The organism is Microcoleus sp. OTE_8_concoct_300, from assembly GCF_031383065.1.
Taxonomy (GTDB): Bacteria; Cyanobacteriota; Cyanobacteriia; order Cyanobacteriales; family Microcoleaceae; genus Microcoleus.
Map to the genome: position 1 here is coordinate 49,185 of NZ_JANMZH010000105.1, position 18,404 is coordinate 67,588.

The following is an 18,404-nucleotide window of genomic DNA, read 5'->3' on the forward strand; positions in this document are numbered from 1 at the left end:
CTATCGAGAAACCGGGTTTCTCGGCTGATTTTTTTGATTTGACTGCTAAATATGTAAGAATCAGCCCGGTTGCTGGCCCATTTGCGTGGCTGTCCCGACTTTTGTCGCTTCTGGTCGATCGCCCCTTTTGTAAAGAAAAGTAAACACTGCCGGTGCTGGCTTGTGGGATGCTTGCTTGTGGACTGGGCAAGGGAGCCCGCCTAAAAAAATATTACAAACGGCGCAAAATGTGCGATCGATCCCAAACGAGAATAGCCTTTTTAGCAAAAAACGATCGCCCTTTTGCGAGAAAGCGATCGCCCTTTTTTTTCAACCATTAGTTAACAACTATTAGCAATTACTAATCAAGCTGCTGCCTCTGCGTCTGCTTCTGCGTCTTCTGGTTCAGAACCTGCTTGAATTCCCAGCACGCTAACCACCACCTGATCTGGTTCGCCGAGAGCTACCACTCCCGCAGGCAAAACTAATTCGTGAATGTGCAGCGCATCCCCAACCTTTAAATTAGAAATATCTACTTCAATTGCTTCAGGAATGCTGTCTGGTTTGCACTTAACTGCGAGTTGCGTCAGCACGGTATCCAAGATGCCGCCTTCTAACTTGACGCCGACAGGTTCGCCGACAAAACGCAGTGACAATTCAACTTCCAGGCTGTCTTGAGTTGCCACAGAGAAAAAGCTCAGGTGGTAAGGATAGCCCTTCCAAGGATGAACTTGAACTTCCCGCAGCAAGGTTTTTCCGCTCCAAGAGAGGTCGGGAATGCTGAGGTCAATTAGGGCATTGTTGACTACGTGCTTTTTGAGCAGGTGTTCAACTGTTTTGGCTTTGATGGTAAGGGAAATGGATTCCGAGCCTTTGTGACCGTAGAGGACGGCGGGAATCAATCCAGAGCGGCGGAGGGCGTTAGCTTTGCTGCCTTCTGCCCGTTTTTGACATTCTACTGCGAGTTCCATTTTCTGACTTTCTGTTGATTGTTTTCACATTTTACCAGAATTGTGATATTGCGATCGCGCTCAATTAAATTCGCTGAAGGTATTGATAATTTTCATTTTCCACGCACTTCAGCAGTTCGTGCAATTTCCTCAAACGGTAGGTTCCTGCTTGATACTCTTCTTTGGAAGGGCTATCTCCTAGTTTAGTGATGACAGCAGCGCTTTCGCGGACAATCTCATCGCCAAAAAAATCTTTTAACTTCTTACTATTACCTTTACTTAACTGCACGACAGATAACATATCCTCTTCCCCATCTATCTGTATTTTTCTTCTTACTGATTTGCCGATTTTGGAAAACTCTGACTTTGCCAACCACAAGTAAAAATCTTCCGTCAGTTCTACACTGTTGGTTAAACTACCATCTTTTGAAATAAAGCCGATGTCTAACATTATCCTTCCTCCTTAGCTTCAGATTCCCTAAATTCACTTTCTGGGACATTCTCAGCCCAAGCTATCCCTGCTTGGTCAAACAGCTTTTTTGCGTTTGGAGAAATGGTTCCTGTAGTAATAACTGCAACCACAGTTTTTTTGTCGATAATGTCCTGAGCTTCACCTGGATAGATATTCTCTTTTGTCTTGATTTCAATGTGTGGCATGGGACTCTCTAACGATTATATTTACTTTGAATCTGCCGAATTATGTCTTTTACTCGTGAAGCGTCTTCAGGCTTAACTATCAAAATATCACCTTTTCGACTGCTTCCTTTTGTTCTTTCGCAGGGAATACCTTCTTTAGCCATTTGTTCGATTACCCACCCAATCATATCTCTATGGACTTCGTAATGATAAATCATCATATCTTCATCAGTCTCAAACTCTTTCTTAGGCATCTAATAACTCCTTGTATGTTTTATCTAAGTGTTGGCGGGTCGAAAATCCCTGTTCAAAAAGCTCCACAAGCCTTTCAGATATAGAGATATCTTGATCGCCGCATATTACATCTATTAGTAACACTTTATACAAAGCTTTGATATCGCCTGCCGTAAAGGCGCGGCGCTGGTAGATGCCGTACAACTTTGGCAAATCTTCTTGTTTAGTATTATGTTTAATTGGCTTATTCAAATAGTCAAGATAGGATTTGAATTCATCCCGCGATAAACTGGGATCGACAGTTTGTTTTAAAGAAAATCTACGCACTACTGCTGTATCCACTAGATTAGGCACATTAGTAATGCCAAATACTAAAAAACGCTGACTTATTGACGGTTGAAGATTGTCAAGTTGTAGCATTAAAGTTGTCATAGCTCTGCGAACAGCATCGTGTTCCTGTGCGCGACTGCGACTCATGCAAAAAGCATCTAGTTCATCCAATAATAGAAACACTGATGAACCATCTGAAGAAATTTTACGCAAATCTTGAAATATTTGCTCTAGATTTCGTGAAGACTGCCCTAAAGCGGGGTCGAGCATTCTCCCAACGTCAACAGTATAGAAGTTGATTTCATTAGTAACTTCTTGCTTGATTTGGTCGAAAAGTAAGTAACAGAGTGTAGTTTTACCAGTATTAGGCGGCCCGTAGAGCAGAACAGACGGTACGAGATTATAAATGCTAAACTGCTTGACCAGAGAGTCATCAGCCGTTAGCATCGTCTTGCAGAAACGAAACAAATATTTCTGCAATTCATCTAATCCGAACAACTTTTGGTGGGCAATAATGCGTTTGATATCGCCGTGGGTCAGTTGTACTAATCCGCTGTCGCCTTTAACTAAATTGGTCATGCCGACACCGCCAAAAGTTTCAAACTGTACTGATTAAGCTTTCTCATCATTACATTTTAGCTTAAACTCTCATGATTGTGCTACTACAGGCCTACTGTCAGCCGACAATAACCCCCGCTTGGGCCCGTGAATCGGGTCTTCTACAATAATAGTTTGGTCGCGACTCGCACCGAGAGAAACAATTGCGATCGGCACTGCCATCAAATCTGCCAAAAACTTCAGATAATCCAATGCTTGCGGCGGTAAATCTTCCAAATTCCGGCACTCTTCCGTAGACTGTTTCCAACCGGGAAGGGTTTCGTAAATAGGTTTGCACCGAGCAAATATCCGGGAACTTTTCGGGAAATCCACACAGCGTTCGCCGTCAATTTCGTAAGCAACGCAAACTTTTATTTCTTCTAATTCATCCAAAACATCTAGTTTGGTAATTGCCAGACAGTCAAGGCCGTTGATGCGGACTGCGTAGCGGCCGATTACCGCGTCGAACCAACCACAGCGGCGTTTCCTGCCCGTTGTCGTGCCGAATTCTGCACCTCTATCGCCCAAAATTGCGCCAACTCCATCTACCATTTCGGTAGGGAAGGGGCCTTCTCCGACGCGGGTTGTATAAGCTTTTGCTACGCCTATTACGCGATCGATCGCTGTTGGACCGACTCCTGTTCCCACACAAGCCCCACCAGCGATGGGATTGCTCGAAGTAACGTAAGGATAAGTACCGTGGTCTAAGTCTAATAAAGTGCCTTGCGCGCCTTCAAACAGAATATTTTTCCGCTTGTGAATTCCCTCATAAATCTTCAGCGAACTATCTACTACGTGCGGCCGCAAACGTTCCGCATACACCCGATATTCATCAATTACATCTTGCGGATTGAGTGGTGGCAAATTGTAGAGTTTTTCCAGAATGACATTTTTACAATTAATCGTCCATTCCAGTTGTTCTTGCAACCCTTCCAAGTCCATTAAATCGAGCATCCGAATGCCGGTACGTTCCGACTTGTCGGCGTAAGTAGGGCCGATGCCGCGTCCCGTCGTGCCGATTTTATAATTTCCCCGCTGCTCTTCCGATGCTACATCAAGTAATCGGTGATAGGGCATCGTCACGTGAGCAGTCTGCGAAATCATCAGCGAGGCCGTCGAAATATTCAATGCCTCTAACTGATCTAATTCTTCTATTAAAACTTTAGGGTCAATGACCGTGCCGCAGCCGATGATACACTCTTTATCAGGGTAGAGAATCCCGGACGGAATTAAGTGCAGCTTGAAAGTCTGACCGTTGACTACCACGGTGTGACCCGCGTTGACGCCCCCTTGGTAGCGGACAACTATATCTGCGGATTTGCTGAGCAAATCGGTAATTTTGCCTTTTCCTTCATCGCCCCACTGGGCGCCGATTACAACTACGTTAGCCAAGGGTTTCTCGCGTTCTGTTCAGGTTGACACAATCTCCGATTATGTACGAATGCGTCCCGGATGTCAATCAATTTTAGATTTTAGATTTGGGATTTGAGATTTTAGATAGGGGCATGGGGCATGGGGCATGGGGCATGGGGTATGGGGCATGGGGCATGGGAACTCATACACAACCAATGACTAAGTAGAAAGGCGCAAATAAACAGCACTATATAACGAAATATAAATTTCCTGAAACCCTCTTCCCTTCAGTCTTCTGCCTCCTGTCTCCTGTCTCCTGCCCGATACCAATAATAAATATTTACGCCAACTTACTTAAGAACTAAGGCCTACTGACTAAGGACTACTGACTACTGACTACTGACTACTGACTAATTAATTTTTGTTAACATTGAGAAAATAGAGGCTTTGTTGCCATGACTTTACACGCTGAGTTGCACCGCCATCTGGGTGGTTCTGTCGTTCCTAGGGTTCTGTGGCGGTATTTCGATCGCCACAATGCTGAGATGGTTAATCGATTTCCGAAATACTCGGAGTTTGAGGAGTTTTACACTCGTCCGCGCAATACTCTCAATGAGTATTTGGAACTGCACACACTGGTAGAAAGCGTTCAAACTGTTGAGACTTTGCCTTATTTCATCTATCGGTTGATGCGGGGCGCTTACGTGTTTGAAAATCTGGCTTATTTGGAGTTGCGCTATACGCCTTATTTGCGGACTCCAGAGCATTTGGCTCAGTCAGAACGCATAGATTTGATGGCAGAAATTGTACAGGTTGTGGGCAAGGCAAGTCAAATTAGCGATTGTCCGATTGTTACTAGCCAAATTTTGTGTATGCACTCGCGTTTACCCTATGAGGTGAATCGGGCGATCGTAGATTTGGCGGCCGGGATGGGAGAATATGTTTGTGCGATCGATATAGCTGGCGGCGATGCTTGTATTGGCGAGCGTTTGGACGAGTTTGTCGGATTGTACCAGTACGCGAGGTCGATCGGCATCAAAACTACCGGTCACCTGTACGAAACTACCTCAGGCTGTTATCCCGAACTTCTGCCTTATCTGATGCGTATCGGCCACGGGATTCAAATTCCATTAAAATATCCCGAATTGCTGCCAGAAGTCGCGCGCAGGGGTCAATGCTTGGAAGTTTGCCCGACTACCTATCTCAAAACGGGTACCTTGCAGGATATGCGCGAATTGAAGGTTGTGTTCGATCGATGTTTTGAAGCTGGTGTCGATATTGCCATTTGTACTGACAACGCGGGATTGCACAACGTGCGGCTGCCTTTTGAGTATGAGAATTTGTTAACTTTGGATATCATAGATTTTCGGCAGTTGCAAGCGTGTCAAGAGGCCGCTTTCCGCCATGCTTTCGCGTGGCCCTACGACGAGAGGCCTGTGAAAATGCTGACGGGTTTGTTGCAGCATGAGTCTGTAGAGGCGATCGTTAATTAAAGAATATCTATTTAATGAACCGCTTTCGTAGCGAAGGACGCGAAGGAAGAGAAAGAGGAAGATAGGTAGATAAGACTATACTTGGAAATGAGAAAAAGCTCTTTCTTCTCTTCCTTCGCGCTCTTTGCGTCTTCGCGGTTCGTTTAAAAGAGATATTTGTAAAATTATAATAAGTGTCGGGCGATCTGCCATCGGTAGCAAGTTATAGTTTGGAGGCAGAATCATCAATATAAAATGATAAAAAAACATGACAAATATGGACGCTTACTGGATGCCCTTCACTGCCAACCGACAGTTTAAAGCCAATCCGCGAATGTTGGTTGCGGCAAAAGATATGCACTTTACAACAGATGATAACCGCTCCATTTTAGATGGTACGGCGGGGCTTTGGTGCGTGAATGCAGGACACGCCCGCGAGACAATTGCCGAAGCGGTTAAACAGCAGGTTTTGCGTTTGGATTACTCTCCGGCGTTTCAGATGGGACATCCGGGTGCTTTTCAATTGGCGGAACGTTTGGTGAAGATGATTCCCGGCAATTTCGATCGCGTTTTCTTTACTAATTCGGGTTCGGAATCTGTAGAAACAGCTTTAAAAATTGCCATTGCTTATCACCGGGTGAAAGGTGAAGGAACTCGCCAAAGATTAATCGGCAGGGAACGCGGCTATCACGGCGTTGGTTTTGGGGGAATTTCTGTCGGCGGTATCGGTACAAACCGCAAATTTTTTGGCAGTTTGCTCACGGGAGTCGATCATTTGCCTCACACTCACAGTCTCGAACACAATGCTTTCAGCCGCAAACAACCGGAATGGGGAGCGCATTTGGCGGATGAATTGGAGCGGATTGTCGCTTTGCACGATGCGTCTAATATTGCAGCGGTAATTGTGGAACCGGTGGCTGGTTCAACGGGGGTTTTGATTCCGCCGAAAGGTTATTTAGAGCGGCTGCGGACGATTTGCGATAAATACGGAATTCTGCTGATTTTTGATGAGGTAATTACCGGATTCGGGCGCGTAGGCTCTAGTTTTGCAACGGAATATTTTGGGGTGGTTCCCGATATTGTGACGGCGGCTAAAGGGATAACTAACGGTACGGTGCCGATGGGGGCGGTGTTTGTGAAAGAGGGCATTTATGATGCTTTTATGAATGCTCCTGAAAATGCGATCGAGCTTTTTCACGGTTATACTTATTCTGGTCATCCTGTGGCTTGTGCTGCTGCTTTGGCGACGCTGGATATTTATGAGGAAGAAAGGCTATTTGAACGGGCTGATAAGTTGGCCGATTATTGGGAGAATGCGGTTCATTCCTTGAAAGGCGTGCGGCACGTAATTGATGTTCGCAATCTGGGACTGGTAGCGGGTATTGAGTTGGAATCTATCGCGGGAAAGCCTGGGAAACGGGCTTTTGATTGTTTTCTTCAGTGCTATGAAAAAGGGTTGCTAATTCGGACGACGGGTGATATTATTGCTTTGTCGCCGCCGCTGATTATTGAGAAGGAACATATCGATCGCATTGTGGAAATTTTGACAGGGGTTTTGCAGGAAATGGAGTAGGATTAAAATGAGATGTGGCACCATTCTCGCTTAACAGGCAAGATGCCTGTTCCACATTAACAGGCAAGATGCCTGTTCTACATTAACAGGCAAGATGCCTGTTCTACATTAACAGTAAATTTCTTGTGGGGTGGGCATCCTGCCCGCCCATAAAAGAGCTATGGATAATGGTGCAAGATATCAGAGAAAATGAACCGCGAAGGCGCGAAGGACGCGAAGGAGGAGAAAGAAGAAGAGGCAGTTCTTCCTTCCTGTTCTTCGCGGTTCGTTCAAATAATTAAAAAGCGCTATAATAATTGACAACTAACGACGAATGACGAATAACTATGGTACAATTAATTACAAAAATCTCGGCTAACGAGTTAGCAAATTTGGCTGTAGATTTGATTCGGAAAACAGGGTGCGAGTACGGTGATGTGCGTTTTTGCAGTTACCGAAGGCAGAATCTTTACGCGCGCGATCGCTCTTTAAGTCAACTGTCAGATAATGTAAGTTCCGGTTTTGGCGTGCGGGTACTTCTCGACGGCGCTTGGGGGTTTGCCGCCAGTCACAGCAAAACGCCGGCAGAGGTTGCAAGAATAGTCGCTTTGGCTGTAGAAATCGCTAAAGGCAGCCGCTTAACTCAAAAGGAACCGGTGCGGTTAGTGCCTGTCGAAAAATATGTCGATACCTACATTACTCCCATCGCCATTGACCCTTTTTCTGTACCCGTTGCTGAAAAAGCCGAACTGCTGCTAACTATCAACGAGCGGCTGCTAGCACACGGCGCACAAGGCATCAAAAAAGCTTCTTCTTTTTTGCAGTCAACCCGCGAAGACAAGGTTTTTGCTTCTACAGAAGGCTCGCTAATCGAACAAACAATCTACCGTAGCTATCCGGGTTTTGGGTGTACGGCAATTGCGGGCGGCGATGCCCAAAGTCGCAGTTACGAACGCCCGCCGATGAATATCGGTTACGAACATATTAATCCCGATGATTTGTTGAGTCAAGTCGAAAGAGTTGCCGCCGAAGCTATTGAAAAAGTCAACGCTCCCACCGTCCCGGCTGGTATTTGCAAATCCCTGATTCTTAAGCCGACAAATTTGTATCTGACTATCCACGAATCAGTAGGACATCCAACAGAATTAGACCGGGTTTACGGCTACGAATCTAATTTTGCTGGCACTAGCTTTGCTACTACTGATAAGTTAAATAAACTGCAATACGCTGCACCTTGGGTGAATTTTAAGTGCGATCGCACTCAACCAGGCGGTCGCGGTACAATGGGTTACGATGATGAGGGCGTAAAATCACAAGATTGGTACGTTGTCAAGGATGGGATTTTAGTTGATTATCTCACTGACAGAGAGACGGCTTATCGCCTCGGACGTGCCAGCAGCAACGGTTCTGCTTACGCTGACAGTTGGTCGAGCGTGCCGATGGTGAGAATTCCCAATTTGGGATTGGAGCCGGGCCCGGATGGCGGCAGCCATACTGCTACTTTGGCACAGATGATTGCTGATACTGAAGACGGGATTTTAATCGACGGTATCGGTAGTTATTCGATCGACCAGCAGCGGCGCAATTTTCAATTCGGCGGCGATGCTTTTTGGAAGGTGGAAAAAGGGAAAGTTGTCGGTATGTTGAAGGATGTAACTTATCAGGCTATGACTACTGATTTCTGGAATCAAATAGATGCGATCGGGCCGGCTTCGGAGCTGGTTCAGTGCGGTACGAATATATGCGGAAAGGGCGAGCCGATGCAGGTTGCTCAGATGACTCACGCTTGTGTGCCGGTGCGAGTGAGGGATATTCAAATTGGGTAATAGGGCATGGGGCATGGGGCATCGGTTCTTAGTTATTAGTTAATTGCTAACAATGCCCAATTCGCAATGCCCAATTCGCAATGCCTAATTACCAATCATGATTGTAACAACATCGCCCGCACTTTTAAGTGAAGACCAAGCCTTATCTGTAGTAGAAAAAGCAGTCAAACTATCCAAAGCAGAGGCAGTATTTGTCAGTCTCTCTACTGGCGAGGAATCTCTTTCGAGATTCTCGGAAAATCAAATCAGCCAAAATATTAGCAAAACTGTATTTAGCCTGAGCATTACTAGCTATTTCGGCAAGAAAAGCGCCTCTGCTGCTGTTACAGAATTTGATCGAGATGCGATCGCCTCCTCCGTCAAGCGATCGGAAGAATTGGCCAGAATTGCGCCGGCAGACCCCGAATGGATGCCGCTGCTGCCTCCTCAAACCTACGATTTGCGATCGCCCGCATTCGACTCCGCAACGGCAACTGTATCGCCTCTAGCCCGGGCCAAAATGGTGCAGCAAGCTTGCGCAATTGCCGGACAGGGGGGAGCTCATGGTTCGGGCACTTTGAGCGCTGAGGCGTCGCTGTACGCGATCGCCTCGTCAACCGGACTCCGCGCCTGCAACCAGTCTACAAAGGCGGATTTCAGCTTGACTGCTCGCGTTGAAGACGGTTCTAGCTGGGCGAGGAGCACTGCTTGGAGTATCAACGAATTGCCCATCGCCCAATTAGCAGAACAAGTGCTCGATCGGGCGAGATCCTCCCGCAACCCGCGCCCCATCCCTCCCGGCGTTTATCCGGTAATCCTTGACGGCGCTGCTTTTGCGGACTTGCTACGGTGGGTGATTTGGGGGCTGGATGCGAGGGCGGCGGATGAGGGGCGATCGTTTATGTCGATCGCCGATGCAGAGGGAAAACCAGCGGGAAACCGCGCGGGGGAACAACTTTTTAGCCCCTTAGTGCAAGTGCAGCGCGATCCGGCTCATCCTTTGCTGCGATCGAATACTTTTTTCGGCGACGGATTGAGCAATAACTATTTGGAAATCATCAAAGATGGCGTGCCTCAAAGTTTGTCTTATTCCCGCTACTGGGCCGCACAAAAAGGCAAAGAGGCAAAAGGTGCTTATTACCCGATCGTGATGACAGGTTCCGACCAAAGTTTAGCAGATTTAGTTGCTCAAACCGAGCGAGGAATTTTTATCAGTCGAGCTTGGTACGTGCGCTACGTTAATCCGAAAACATTGGAAGTAACGGGGATGACTCGCGATGGTACTTTTTGGATTGAGGATGGCAAAATTGCTTACCCGATTAAAAACCTGCGTTTCAATCAAGTTTTACCTGATATGTTGCGCGATGTGGATGCAGTTAGTGCGGTGAAGCGTTACGGCGGTAGTGTCGTGCCCGGAGTGCGCGTGAAAGCTTTTAATTTCACGAGTATTACTGACAGTTTGTGACTTGCAAGGGTGAGGTGCGCGGAAACTCACCCGGAGGAGTCGGAATTATTCATCTCTCTCTTCTCTTTATCTGCGTAAATCCGCGTCAATCTCTTGTCATCTGCGGCCCGATAATTTATCTTTTTTAAACCGCAGATGAGGGCAGATAAACACAGATTAACGCAGATGAATTATATCAATTGCCGTTGCACCGTCGGTGGTTGACTGTTGACTCGATTTTACAAGTCCGATGGTACCGGATTTGATATAATTTAGGGCGATCGAGAAAAACCAATTCCTAATTCCCAATTCCCAATTATCAATGAATCAATATTTTGCTACAGTTGCGCGCGGTTTAGAAACAATTGCCGCCCAAGAATTAGAACGTTTAGGGGCGCAGAATGTCAAGCCAGATTTTACTGGGGTTTACTTTGCGGGCGATCGCACTTTATTGTACCGCGTCAATCTTTGGTCGAGAACTATTTTTCGAGTGCTAATGCCGATCGCCGAATTCCGGTGTTACAACTCGGATATGCTCTACCGCGAAGTGCAGAAAATCCCTTGGGACGAATACTTAGATCCTGACAATACTTTAGCAGTAAACTGCACCGGCGGCAACGAAAATTTGAACCACACTCACTATACAGCTTTGCAGGTCAAAAATGCGATCGCCGACCAACAGCGCCTTCAATTTAACAAGCGTTCTAATGTTGATGTAGAGCATCCCGATTTGCTAATTAACATTCACATTCATCAAGATAGAGCTATTTTAAGTTTAGACAGTTCTGGCGGTAGTTTGCACCGCCGGGGATATCGACCGGCGATGGGGCTTGCTCCCCTCAAAGAAACCCTAGCTGCCGCTTTGTTGGAGATGGCAGAATGGACGCCTGATTTGCCGTTTTTAGACCCGATGTGCGGTTCTGGAACTTTGCCTTTGGAAGCGAGTTTAAAGGCTTTGAATATTGCACCGGGATTGTTTCGAGAAAAGTTTGGATTTATGACTTGGCGGGATTTTGACGAACCTTTGTGGGATAAATTGTGGGCAGAAGCTGAAAATAGTGAGTTACCGGAACTTAAGCAAGTGATTGCAGGGTGCGATCGCGATTCGGATATGTTAACTCAAGCTCGCACGAACGCGCAGCAAGCTGGTATTTCCGGTAAGATTCAGTTTGCTCAAACCGAGTTATCTCAGTTGGAAGCACCCGCAGACAGAGGCGTTCTGATTTGCAATCCTCCCTACGGAGAGCGCCTGGGAGATGCTAGCGAATTGGGAGATCTGTACAAGATGTTGGGGGATATTTTCAAGAATCGTTTTAAAGGTTGGAATGCCTTTATTTTAACGGGAAATAAGGAGTTGGGTAAAAAGGTGGGACTCAGGACTTCGCGGCGAATTCCTGTTTATAATGGATCGATTCCTTGTACTTTGCTCAAGTATGAACTGTATTAGGGGAGAGAACCGATACAAAATCAGAGGTACTAATAGTAAAGAAAAAAAAGAATATATGCCGAATTGAATGGCTCAACAATAATCAAATTAAAATACTAATTTTACATTTGAATATATTGTTTTCTTACCTTTAATATCCTGTCAGGTAAATTAACCACAATACTTGTAGGGGCGGGTTTCACAAACAATCTGTAATTCACATCCATAATATCTATAAACCCGCCCAGCCCGAGCGACAGAATTTCATTACGGGCAATTCAAGGGAAATGACATAACATCTACACCGGCAAAAAAGAAACGTGAGCGGAAACAATCTTCCACCCTTCAGGAAACTTGCGCCACATCTGACTCTGCCGCCCCAGCCGCACCACTCCATCGTAAGCACGGCGGAATTCCAGCGTCACAGCCGCCGTGTCTGCATCGAAAGTCACGACTTTGAGGTTGAACATTTCTCGATCGACATTTACAGGCGATCGCCCTTTGCGAAAACCCCTCACCTCATCACTCCCGTACAGGTTCTCCGTCACCCCAAACCGCACGACTTCCGGCGCATCCCAGAACAAATTATCGAGAGTTTCAATATCATTCGTACAAAGAGCTTTTTCGTATTTTAAATATAGTTCAGTTAACTCAGTCGCCACAGCAGAATCATTGATAACAGTCATTCGATTTTAGATTTTAGATTTTAGATTTTAGATTGACACCACGGATAAATCCAGGGGCTTGAGGATGCAAGGATTTTGGATTTTGGATTGATTCCACGGATAAATCAGGGGGCTTGTACCATCAAGAAATTATTGGTCATAAGTTGTATAGTTTAAAACTCTTGACTTTCACAAGTTTTGTTTGCAATAAGGACTAAAGTCCTTACTACAAACGCAACTAAACTACTGGAAATTAATGCTCAATTTTCAGCGAAATAATCTTGTCACCTTGGCGGATAGCATTGACGACAGACATATCCTCAGTTTTGCCAAAAGTTGTGTGAACTCCATCTAGATGAGACTGGGGAGAATGGCAAATAAAGAATTGGCTGCCACCCGTATCGCGGCCTGCGTGAGCCATCGATAAAGTTCCTGCCAAATGTTTGTTGGAATTGATTTCGCACTTGATTTTGTAGCCGGGGCCGCCCGTTCCATTGCCTTTTGGACAGCCACCTTGAATCATAAAGTTAGGAATGACTCGGTGAAAGGTCAATCCATCGTAAAAACCTTTTTCCGCCAATTCAACAAAATTCTTCACTGTGTTAGGCGCATCCGCATCGAACAATTCCAAATTGATTGTGCCTTTCTCGGTTTCCATAATAGCGCGGGTCATGATTTTTCCTTGCTTCCTAAAATGAGTGTGTTGCCTGCGTGTTAATTGCGGACTTCGCTTTTATAGCGACAGGTTTCCAACTGTCGTTATATTGTGGCTTTCAGAAGTGTAGCATATTCCGGCAACTATCATAGGACTTATGTGTGCTTTCTGAGGAAACCCGGTTTATTGCGAGATTTCTGGTTAGCAAAGCCCATATTTTCGGAGACACCGGGTTTCTTACCCTCAGTCATATTTTAATGGTTGGTCACTTGCGGGTGCTCGGGTTCTTCCTGAATATCGTTCATATTAAAAATGAAAGGAACCCGACTCGAACCTGCGCCCATAACCAGCACTTTTGGCATCTGAGCGCCGCCGCTTCTCCAAGCTTCGATAGCCTCTTTTTGCAGCACTAAATCGCCGCCTTGAGCCTTCAAAGTTTCAGCCAAAAGTCTTTGAGCTTCCGCCCTACCTTGAGCGCGGTTAATGTCAGCTTGAGCCTGCTGTTCTGCTTCCTGAGCCACATAAACAGCCCTTTGCGCCCGCTGTTCAGCAACCTGTTTCTCCTCAACTGCTTTCGCAAAATCTGTGGAGAATCGAATGTTAACAACGCTCGTATCGAGTACGATTACATCATACTTGGATAGCCTGTCCTTCAGCGCATTATCAAAGTCTCGCTTCAGTTCACTTCTTTGAGTAATAGATTGTTCGGCGGTTCTCAGTGCAGCCGCTGTTTTAAATGCTTCTTGCGTCTGAGGAGCAATAATTTTTGAGACTATATTCTCCAAAGTTCCTTGAGTCCTTCGGATATCAACTATTCTATCAGGATTTAGGCGAAAATTGATCGCAAAACTAGCATTTAAGTCCTGAAGATCTTTAGTAGCACTCTGAGCGGGTACTTCAAATTTTTGCACTGTTACATCGTACACATCTACCTTGGATATTAGCGGGGGTCTGAGGTGAAACCCCTCTAACAATGCTCCATCTGTGGCTTTTCCTAAAATGCTGACCACCCCTGCTTCACCTGGATTGATGACGACAAAAGAGTTTAAGCCCAGGAGTAGCGCGCTTACTAATAGAATCCCAGCGATTGCTGATGATATGCTCTGGAAACTTTGATTTTTCAACTTACACGCTCCTTTGTGCTCATTCCATTATAATGGTTAAATAGATTTGGTCGCCTCCAAAGTCTAAAATTTAAAATGGATGGGGTCGCATCTCAAATCTAAAATTTAAAATAAATTAGCTGATGCTCAAAATTGTTAAATATCCTAGAACTTATCACATCGAAGGTTCGCGTTTCCAACCGGGTGATGAAGACCTCGACAGCGTGCCCTTTAGCGCCCTGATCGATCGCCCTCTAATTATAGAAGAAAAGGTAGACGGCGCTAATACAGGCATCAGCTTCGCACCAGATGGACAAATGCTGCTGCAAAGTCGCGGCCACTATCTCACCGGTGGGCCGAGGGAAAAACATTTTAACTTATTCAAACAGTGGGCTTTCAGTCTCAGCCCAGCCCTGGGAGAAGTCCTGGGAAATCGCTACATTCTTTACGGCGAATGGCTTTATGCTAAACACACTGTTTTTTATGATTTTTTGCCGCACTATTTTATGGAATACGATGTGCTGGACTTAGAAACCAGTCAATTTATGAGTACAGAATCCCGCCAGAAGTTGTTAACAGGACTGCCGTTAGTGTCAGTTCCCGTGCTGTTTTCGGGAGTGCTGAAATCGCCCAAGCAAATGATGCAGTTTATGGAAAAATCTAATTTTATTCAACCGGGACATTTGGACCGGTTGCGTTTGTACAGTCGGGAATTGGGATTAGATGAAGAACGGTGTTTGAAAGAGACTGACAAGAGCGATCGCATGGAGGGTCTGTACATTAAAGTCGAAGAAGATGGCATAGTAAAGGCGCGTTACAAATACGTGCGTGCCAGTTTTTTGACTGCTATTAAAAATGCCGAAGGACATTGGCTCAATCGCCCAATTATACCGAATATTCTGCGTCCTGGCGCCGATTTATTTAATTTTAGTTTGTAAAGTAAGAAATGCCGACCACTGGCGTCAAATTTCCACCCTCTTTCCCGAAGCCCGGCAGCGGTTTAAACCCCTGCCTCAAAGCTAAAGTCCTTTTCCATAGGACTGATGAGTTGTTCAGTCAGATCCAACAAGTAAAGTTATGAATACACTGTTAGCGCCGCCTTGGACTTTTCCCTTTTGTCCCCAACCGCCCGATTGGTTTCTGGATTGGGACAGCATTCAAAATCATTTCGATTGGATTCAAAACTTAAAAGGATGTCAGCAAGACCCGATTTATCACGCCGAAGGAGACGTTTTAATTCATACCAGAATGGTCTGCGAAGCATTAATATCTTCCCCTAATTGGCGTCAATTACCCGTGCAAGAACGATCGATACTTTTTGCCGCCGCTTTGCTGCACGATGTCGCCAAACCAGCCTTTACCAAAATAGAAGCCGACGGCAGAATTAGCTCAAAAGGTCACGCCCGCCAAGGTGCAAGAATGGTCAGACAAATTTTATCCCAATTCGAGCCGCCTGTGCAGTTTGACATTCGCGAAACAGTTGTGGCGATCGTCCAATTCGGCAGTTTACCCATCTGGCTGATCGACAAACCCAACCCGCAGCAGTCTGTAATTAAAGTCAGTCAAGTTGTCCGCTGCGATTTCCTCGCCCTTTTAGCCGAAGCAGACGTGCGCGGCCGTCAGTGTAGCGACAGACAAGAACTGCTGGATAAAATAGAACTATTTCGGGAGTTTTGTCAAGAAAATAATTGTTTGGATTCTCCCCGACAATTCCCCTCCGCACACAGCCGATTTATCTACTTCCGCAAAGAGAATGGAAACCCGGATTACGAAGCATTTGACGACACTAAATGCGAAGTAATTTTGATGTCTGGCTTGCCAGGAAGCGGTAAAGATTATTGGATTCGGGAAAATCTCCCAGATTTGCCAGTAATCTCGCTGGATGCACTGCGAAAAGAGATGAATGTCCCTCCCGACGAAACCCCTGGAAATGTGGTGACAGCCGCCAAACAAAGAGCGCGCGAATACATAAATGATAGGCGTTCTTTTGTGTGGAACGCCACGAATACCACTAAACAAATGCGGCAGCAATTAATTAATTTTTTTGCTGCTTACCAAGCGCGCATTCGCATTGTTTATCTGGAAGTACCTCTAGAAGAAATATTGCAGCGGAATCGATCGCGCACAGCAACAGTACCGGAAGCAGTCATTCGCAAATTAGCTGCGCGCCTGGATATTCCCGATCGCACAGAAGCCCATCAGGTAGAGTGGATTGTGGGCGATCGCGCTTAATAGTGGCAATCCACCCGCTAGCGCCCGTATTACTTCAACGCGCTACTAATTCCTTTTTCCCTAAAATAGAATCGTCATAATGCGCCAACAAATCAGCAGGGTGATCGTAAATTGCCGCAGCATTTGCCAGGGAAGCATCATCGAAACCTCCACACCGAAAAGCAATTACTGGCACCCCGCACTTGCCCGCAGCTTCGATATCGTAAGGAGTATCAGCTAACATCACAGTCTGACTCGCTTCCATCTGCAATTTGCTCAAAGCAGCTTCCACAATATCCGGTTCTGGTTTAGAAGCTTCTGCATCACTCGATGTCGCCGCTTGATCCAATAAATCCTCAACTTGTGCAGCTTTCAGCAAACCGGAAAGTTCTTCGGTAGTAGCTGAAGTAGCAATAATTAGCCGCAATCCTTCTTGCTGCATTTTTAACAGCAAATCCCGCGAACCGGGGGTTGGAGAAAGTTCGGGACTAAAGCGTTTAATAATCAGTTCTTTGCGCCGCTGTGCAATCTTTTTCCCGTCGCCTGCTTCGTCGGAAAGTCCTGATACCATTTTGGGTATAACTTTGTCGCCTCCCATGCCAATTAGCGGTCGAACTTTCTCGAACGGCACCTCGTAGCCGTAAGCGGCAAATGCCTCTACCCAAGCTTGAGCGTGGGCGTCATTGCTGAGCGTCAGAGTACCGTCAATATCGAGAATTACTGCTTGCAATTCCATAAGTTATTTGCTCTTACTTATTAGACTTCTTGCGAAAAGCTGATTTGTACTACGGGCTTCTGTTGTTAACTAATTAATTAGCCAATCAGCGAGTAAAGTTCTTACTAAGGTTAGTAGTAAGAACTTTAGTTTTTTCTAAGGTTAGTAGCAAGGATCTTAGTCCTTAATTACTTAATTAGTGAATCGGGGACTGAGAACCTTACTATAGCGGTTCTCAAGCGTCGTGAGGTATGCCCTATGCCCTATGCACGTCGGGTACCTCATGTTACTGAGAAAGGCTATATTAACTTTTTGAGTGGCTATTTCATGCCAGTGCCGTGCAATTTTGGTTCGGGCGGCGGCGGTACTGGTTCTGGCCCTAACGGTTGGGGATTGGCTACATATTCAAACTCGCCTTTGCCGTCCATTGATTTGCCTTTCGCCCAGCGTCCCTCGCTACTTTCGGAACCTTCAGAATGATTCCAAAACTGATAAGCAAATTCTGACTTTTCCAACTCCTGCGGGAAGGAACTCGGAACGGGTGTTGTTTCCATTCCTGAACTTTCTAAATCTTCGATCGCCGCCAGCCACAAATTTTGGTGCATAGTGTCGCGGGCGATCATAAAACTCAGGGTGTCTTTCACGCCCGGATCGTCTGACATTTCATACATCCGCACAGCCTGCAATCTTCCTTGCGATTCGGCGTGCAAATTCGATCGAAAATCAGCTAAAAGATTGCCGCTAGCAACGATATAACGGCCGTTCCAAGGATACCCTACGCTGTCGCTAGGAAGTGCGCCCAAACCCGATACAATTGCGTGCTGCGGGTTCATGCTGGCGGCGATCGCATCTCGCGGGCTGTTTCCCCATCACAGCACCAACCACAGCATCCTTGAAACCTTCTTCTTGCAGAGATACAGGAGCTTTATCTAACAAGTGAGCAATCATAGTTGCTAGCATCTCGATATGCCCGATTTCTTCTGTACCGACATCAAGCAGCATATCGCGATATTTGGCAGGACCTCGGCAGTTCCAACCTTGAAATAGGTACTGCATCATCACGGTCATTTCGCCAAATGTACCGCCAATTAGTTCTTGTATTTTCTTGGCGTAAACGGCATCTGGCTTTTCTGGTCTTTTGTAATACTGTAGTGGCTTCTTATGGTAAAACATGGGGAATTCCTCCCTGGGCTTTTTGATTAACTTTCATTAGTTGTAACGCTGGCAACGATCGAGGGAAATCAGCTTTTAGTCATAAAGAAAGTAACTCAAACCCG

General features: G+C 45.9%; 19 protein-coding genes. 7 read left to right on the forward strand and 12 right to left on the reverse strand.

The features are described from left to right. Positions 1-344: 344 nt before the first annotated feature. The 6 genes from ACUVJL_RS05165 to ACUVJL_RS05190 form a co-directional block, all read right to left on the reverse strand. The gene (locus ACUVJL_RS05165; RefSeq protein WP_445244872.1) at positions 345-950 is read right to left on the reverse strand and encodes a 50S ribosomal protein L25/general stress protein Ctc; all 606 of its coding nucleotides are present in this window, start codon (positions 948-950) and stop codon (positions 345-347) included. 64 nt (positions 951-1,014) lie between these two features. Continuing rightward, positions 1,015-1,380: a hypothetical protein gene (locus tag ACUVJL_RS05170; RefSeq protein ID WP_445244873.1), complete on the reverse strand. Its 366-nt coding sequence runs from the start codon at positions 1,378-1,380 to the stop codon at positions 1,015-1,017. Further along, on the reverse strand, positions 1,380-1,586 hold the full coding sequence (locus tag ACUVJL_RS05175; protein WP_445244874.1) for a hypothetical protein: 207 nt from the start codon (positions 1,584-1,586) through the stop codon (positions 1,380-1,382). The genes ACUVJL_RS05170 and ACUVJL_RS05175 overlap by 1 nt, the downstream gene beginning before the upstream one ends. Before the next feature lie 8 nt (positions 1,587-1,594). Further along, the gene (locus ACUVJL_RS05180; protein WP_445244875.1) at positions 1,595-1,819 is read right to left on the reverse strand and encodes a hypothetical protein; all 225 of its coding nucleotides are present in this window, start codon (positions 1,817-1,819) and stop codon (positions 1,595-1,597) included. After that, a complete protein-coding gene (locus tag ACUVJL_RS05185; RefSeq protein WP_445244876.1) occupies positions 1,812-2,708 on the reverse strand; it encodes an AAA family ATPase in 897 nt (298 codons plus the stop codon). Before ACUVJL_RS05185 ends, ACUVJL_RS05180 begins: the two co-directional genes overlap by 8 nt. A gap of 69 nt (positions 2,709-2,777) precedes the next feature. Next, on the reverse strand, positions 2,778-4,118 hold the full coding sequence (locus ACUVJL_RS05190; protein WP_445244877.1) for an adenylosuccinate synthase: 1,341 nt from the start codon (positions 4,116-4,118) through the stop codon (positions 2,778-2,780). A 416-nt stretch (positions 4,119-4,534) separates the two neighbouring features. Here ACUVJL_RS05190 and ACUVJL_RS05195 point away from each other — a divergent pair, with 416 nt between their 5' ends. The 5 genes from ACUVJL_RS05195 (at position 4,535) to ACUVJL_RS05215 (ending at position 11,799) form a co-directional block, all read left to right on the forward strand. Then, positions 4,535-5,572: an adenosine deaminase gene (locus tag ACUVJL_RS05195; RefSeq protein WP_445244878.1), complete on the forward strand. Its 1,038-nt coding sequence runs from the start codon at positions 4,535-4,537 to the stop codon at positions 5,570-5,572. Between the two features lie 247 nt (positions 5,573-5,819). Further along, on the forward strand, positions 5,820-7,124 hold the full coding sequence (locus ACUVJL_RS05200; protein ID WP_445244879.1) for an aspartate aminotransferase family protein: 1,305 nt from the start codon (positions 5,820-5,822) through the stop codon (positions 7,122-7,124). A gap of 326 nt (positions 7,125-7,450) precedes the next feature. Continuing rightward, complete coding sequence (locus tag ACUVJL_RS05205) at positions 7,451-8,929, forward strand: TldD/PmbA family protein (RefSeq protein ID WP_445244880.1); 1,479 nt, start codon at positions 7,451-7,453, stop codon at positions 8,927-8,929. Positions 8,930-9,026: 97 nt separating this feature from the next. Continuing rightward, the gene (locus ACUVJL_RS05210) at positions 9,027-10,373 is read left to right on the forward strand and encodes a TldD/PmbA family protein (protein WP_445244881.1); all 1,347 of its coding nucleotides are present in this window, start codon (positions 9,027-9,029) and stop codon (positions 10,371-10,373) included. Positions 10,374-10,674: 301 nt separating this feature from the next. Further along, the gene (locus ACUVJL_RS05215) at positions 10,675-11,799 is read left to right on the forward strand and encodes a THUMP domain-containing class I SAM-dependent RNA methyltransferase (protein ID WP_445244882.1); all 1,125 of its coding nucleotides are present in this window, start codon (positions 10,675-10,677) and stop codon (positions 11,797-11,799) included. 278 nt (positions 11,800-12,077) lie between these two features. Here the strand turns inward: ACUVJL_RS05215 and hpxZ are convergent, their stop codons facing one another. The 3 genes from hpxZ to ACUVJL_RS05230 all read right to left on the reverse strand — a co-directional run bounded on the left by hpxZ (position 12,078) and on the right by ACUVJL_RS05230 (position 14,222). Further along, on the reverse strand, positions 12,078-12,464 hold the full coding sequence (hpxZ, locus tag ACUVJL_RS05220; protein ID WP_445244883.1) for an oxalurate catabolism protein HpxZ: 387 nt from the start codon (positions 12,462-12,464) through the stop codon (positions 12,078-12,080). 232 nt (positions 12,465-12,696) lie between these two features. Then, positions 12,697-13,116, reverse strand: coding sequence for a peptidylprolyl isomerase (locus tag ACUVJL_RS05225; protein WP_332958788.1), 420 nt, complete (start codon positions 13,114-13,116; stop codon positions 12,697-12,699). 236 nt (positions 13,117-13,352) lie between these two features. Continuing rightward, on the reverse strand, positions 13,353-14,222 hold the full coding sequence (locus ACUVJL_RS05230) for a prohibitin family protein (RefSeq protein WP_445244884.1): 870 nt from the start codon (positions 14,220-14,222) through the stop codon (positions 13,353-13,355). 122 nt (positions 14,223-14,344) lie between these two features. Between ACUVJL_RS05230 and ACUVJL_RS05235 the strand changes: the two genes are divergently transcribed. Next, positions 14,345-15,139, forward strand: coding sequence for an RNA ligase family protein (locus tag ACUVJL_RS05235; RefSeq protein WP_445244885.1), 795 nt, complete (start codon positions 14,345-14,347; stop codon positions 15,137-15,139). 139 nt (positions 15,140-15,278) lie between these two features. Then, positions 15,279-16,433: an AAA family ATPase gene (locus ACUVJL_RS05240; RefSeq protein ID WP_445244886.1), complete on the forward strand. Its 1,155-nt coding sequence runs from the start codon at positions 15,279-15,281 to the stop codon at positions 16,431-16,433. Positions 16,434-16,467: 34 nt separating this feature from the next. Here the strand turns inward: ACUVJL_RS05240 and ACUVJL_RS05245 are convergent, their stop codons facing one another. The 3 genes from ACUVJL_RS05245 to ACUVJL_RS05255 all read right to left on the reverse strand — a co-directional run bounded on the left by ACUVJL_RS05245 (position 16,468) and on the right by ACUVJL_RS05255 (position 18,300). Next, a complete protein-coding gene (locus ACUVJL_RS05245) occupies positions 16,468-17,148 on the reverse strand; it encodes an HAD family hydrolase (RefSeq protein WP_445244887.1) in 681 nt (226 codons plus the stop codon). Between the two features lie 299 nt (positions 17,149-17,447). Next, entirely contained in the window at positions 17,448-17,960 is a 513-nt protein-coding gene (locus ACUVJL_RS05250; RefSeq protein WP_445244888.1) for a manganese catalase family protein, read from the reverse strand. Next, positions 17,914-18,300, reverse strand: coding sequence for a manganese catalase family protein (locus tag ACUVJL_RS05255; protein ID WP_445244889.1), 387 nt, complete (start codon positions 18,298-18,300; stop codon positions 17,914-17,916). Before ACUVJL_RS05255 ends, ACUVJL_RS05250 begins: the two co-directional genes overlap by 47 nt. Between the last annotated feature and the right edge of the window lie 104 nt (positions 18,301-18,404).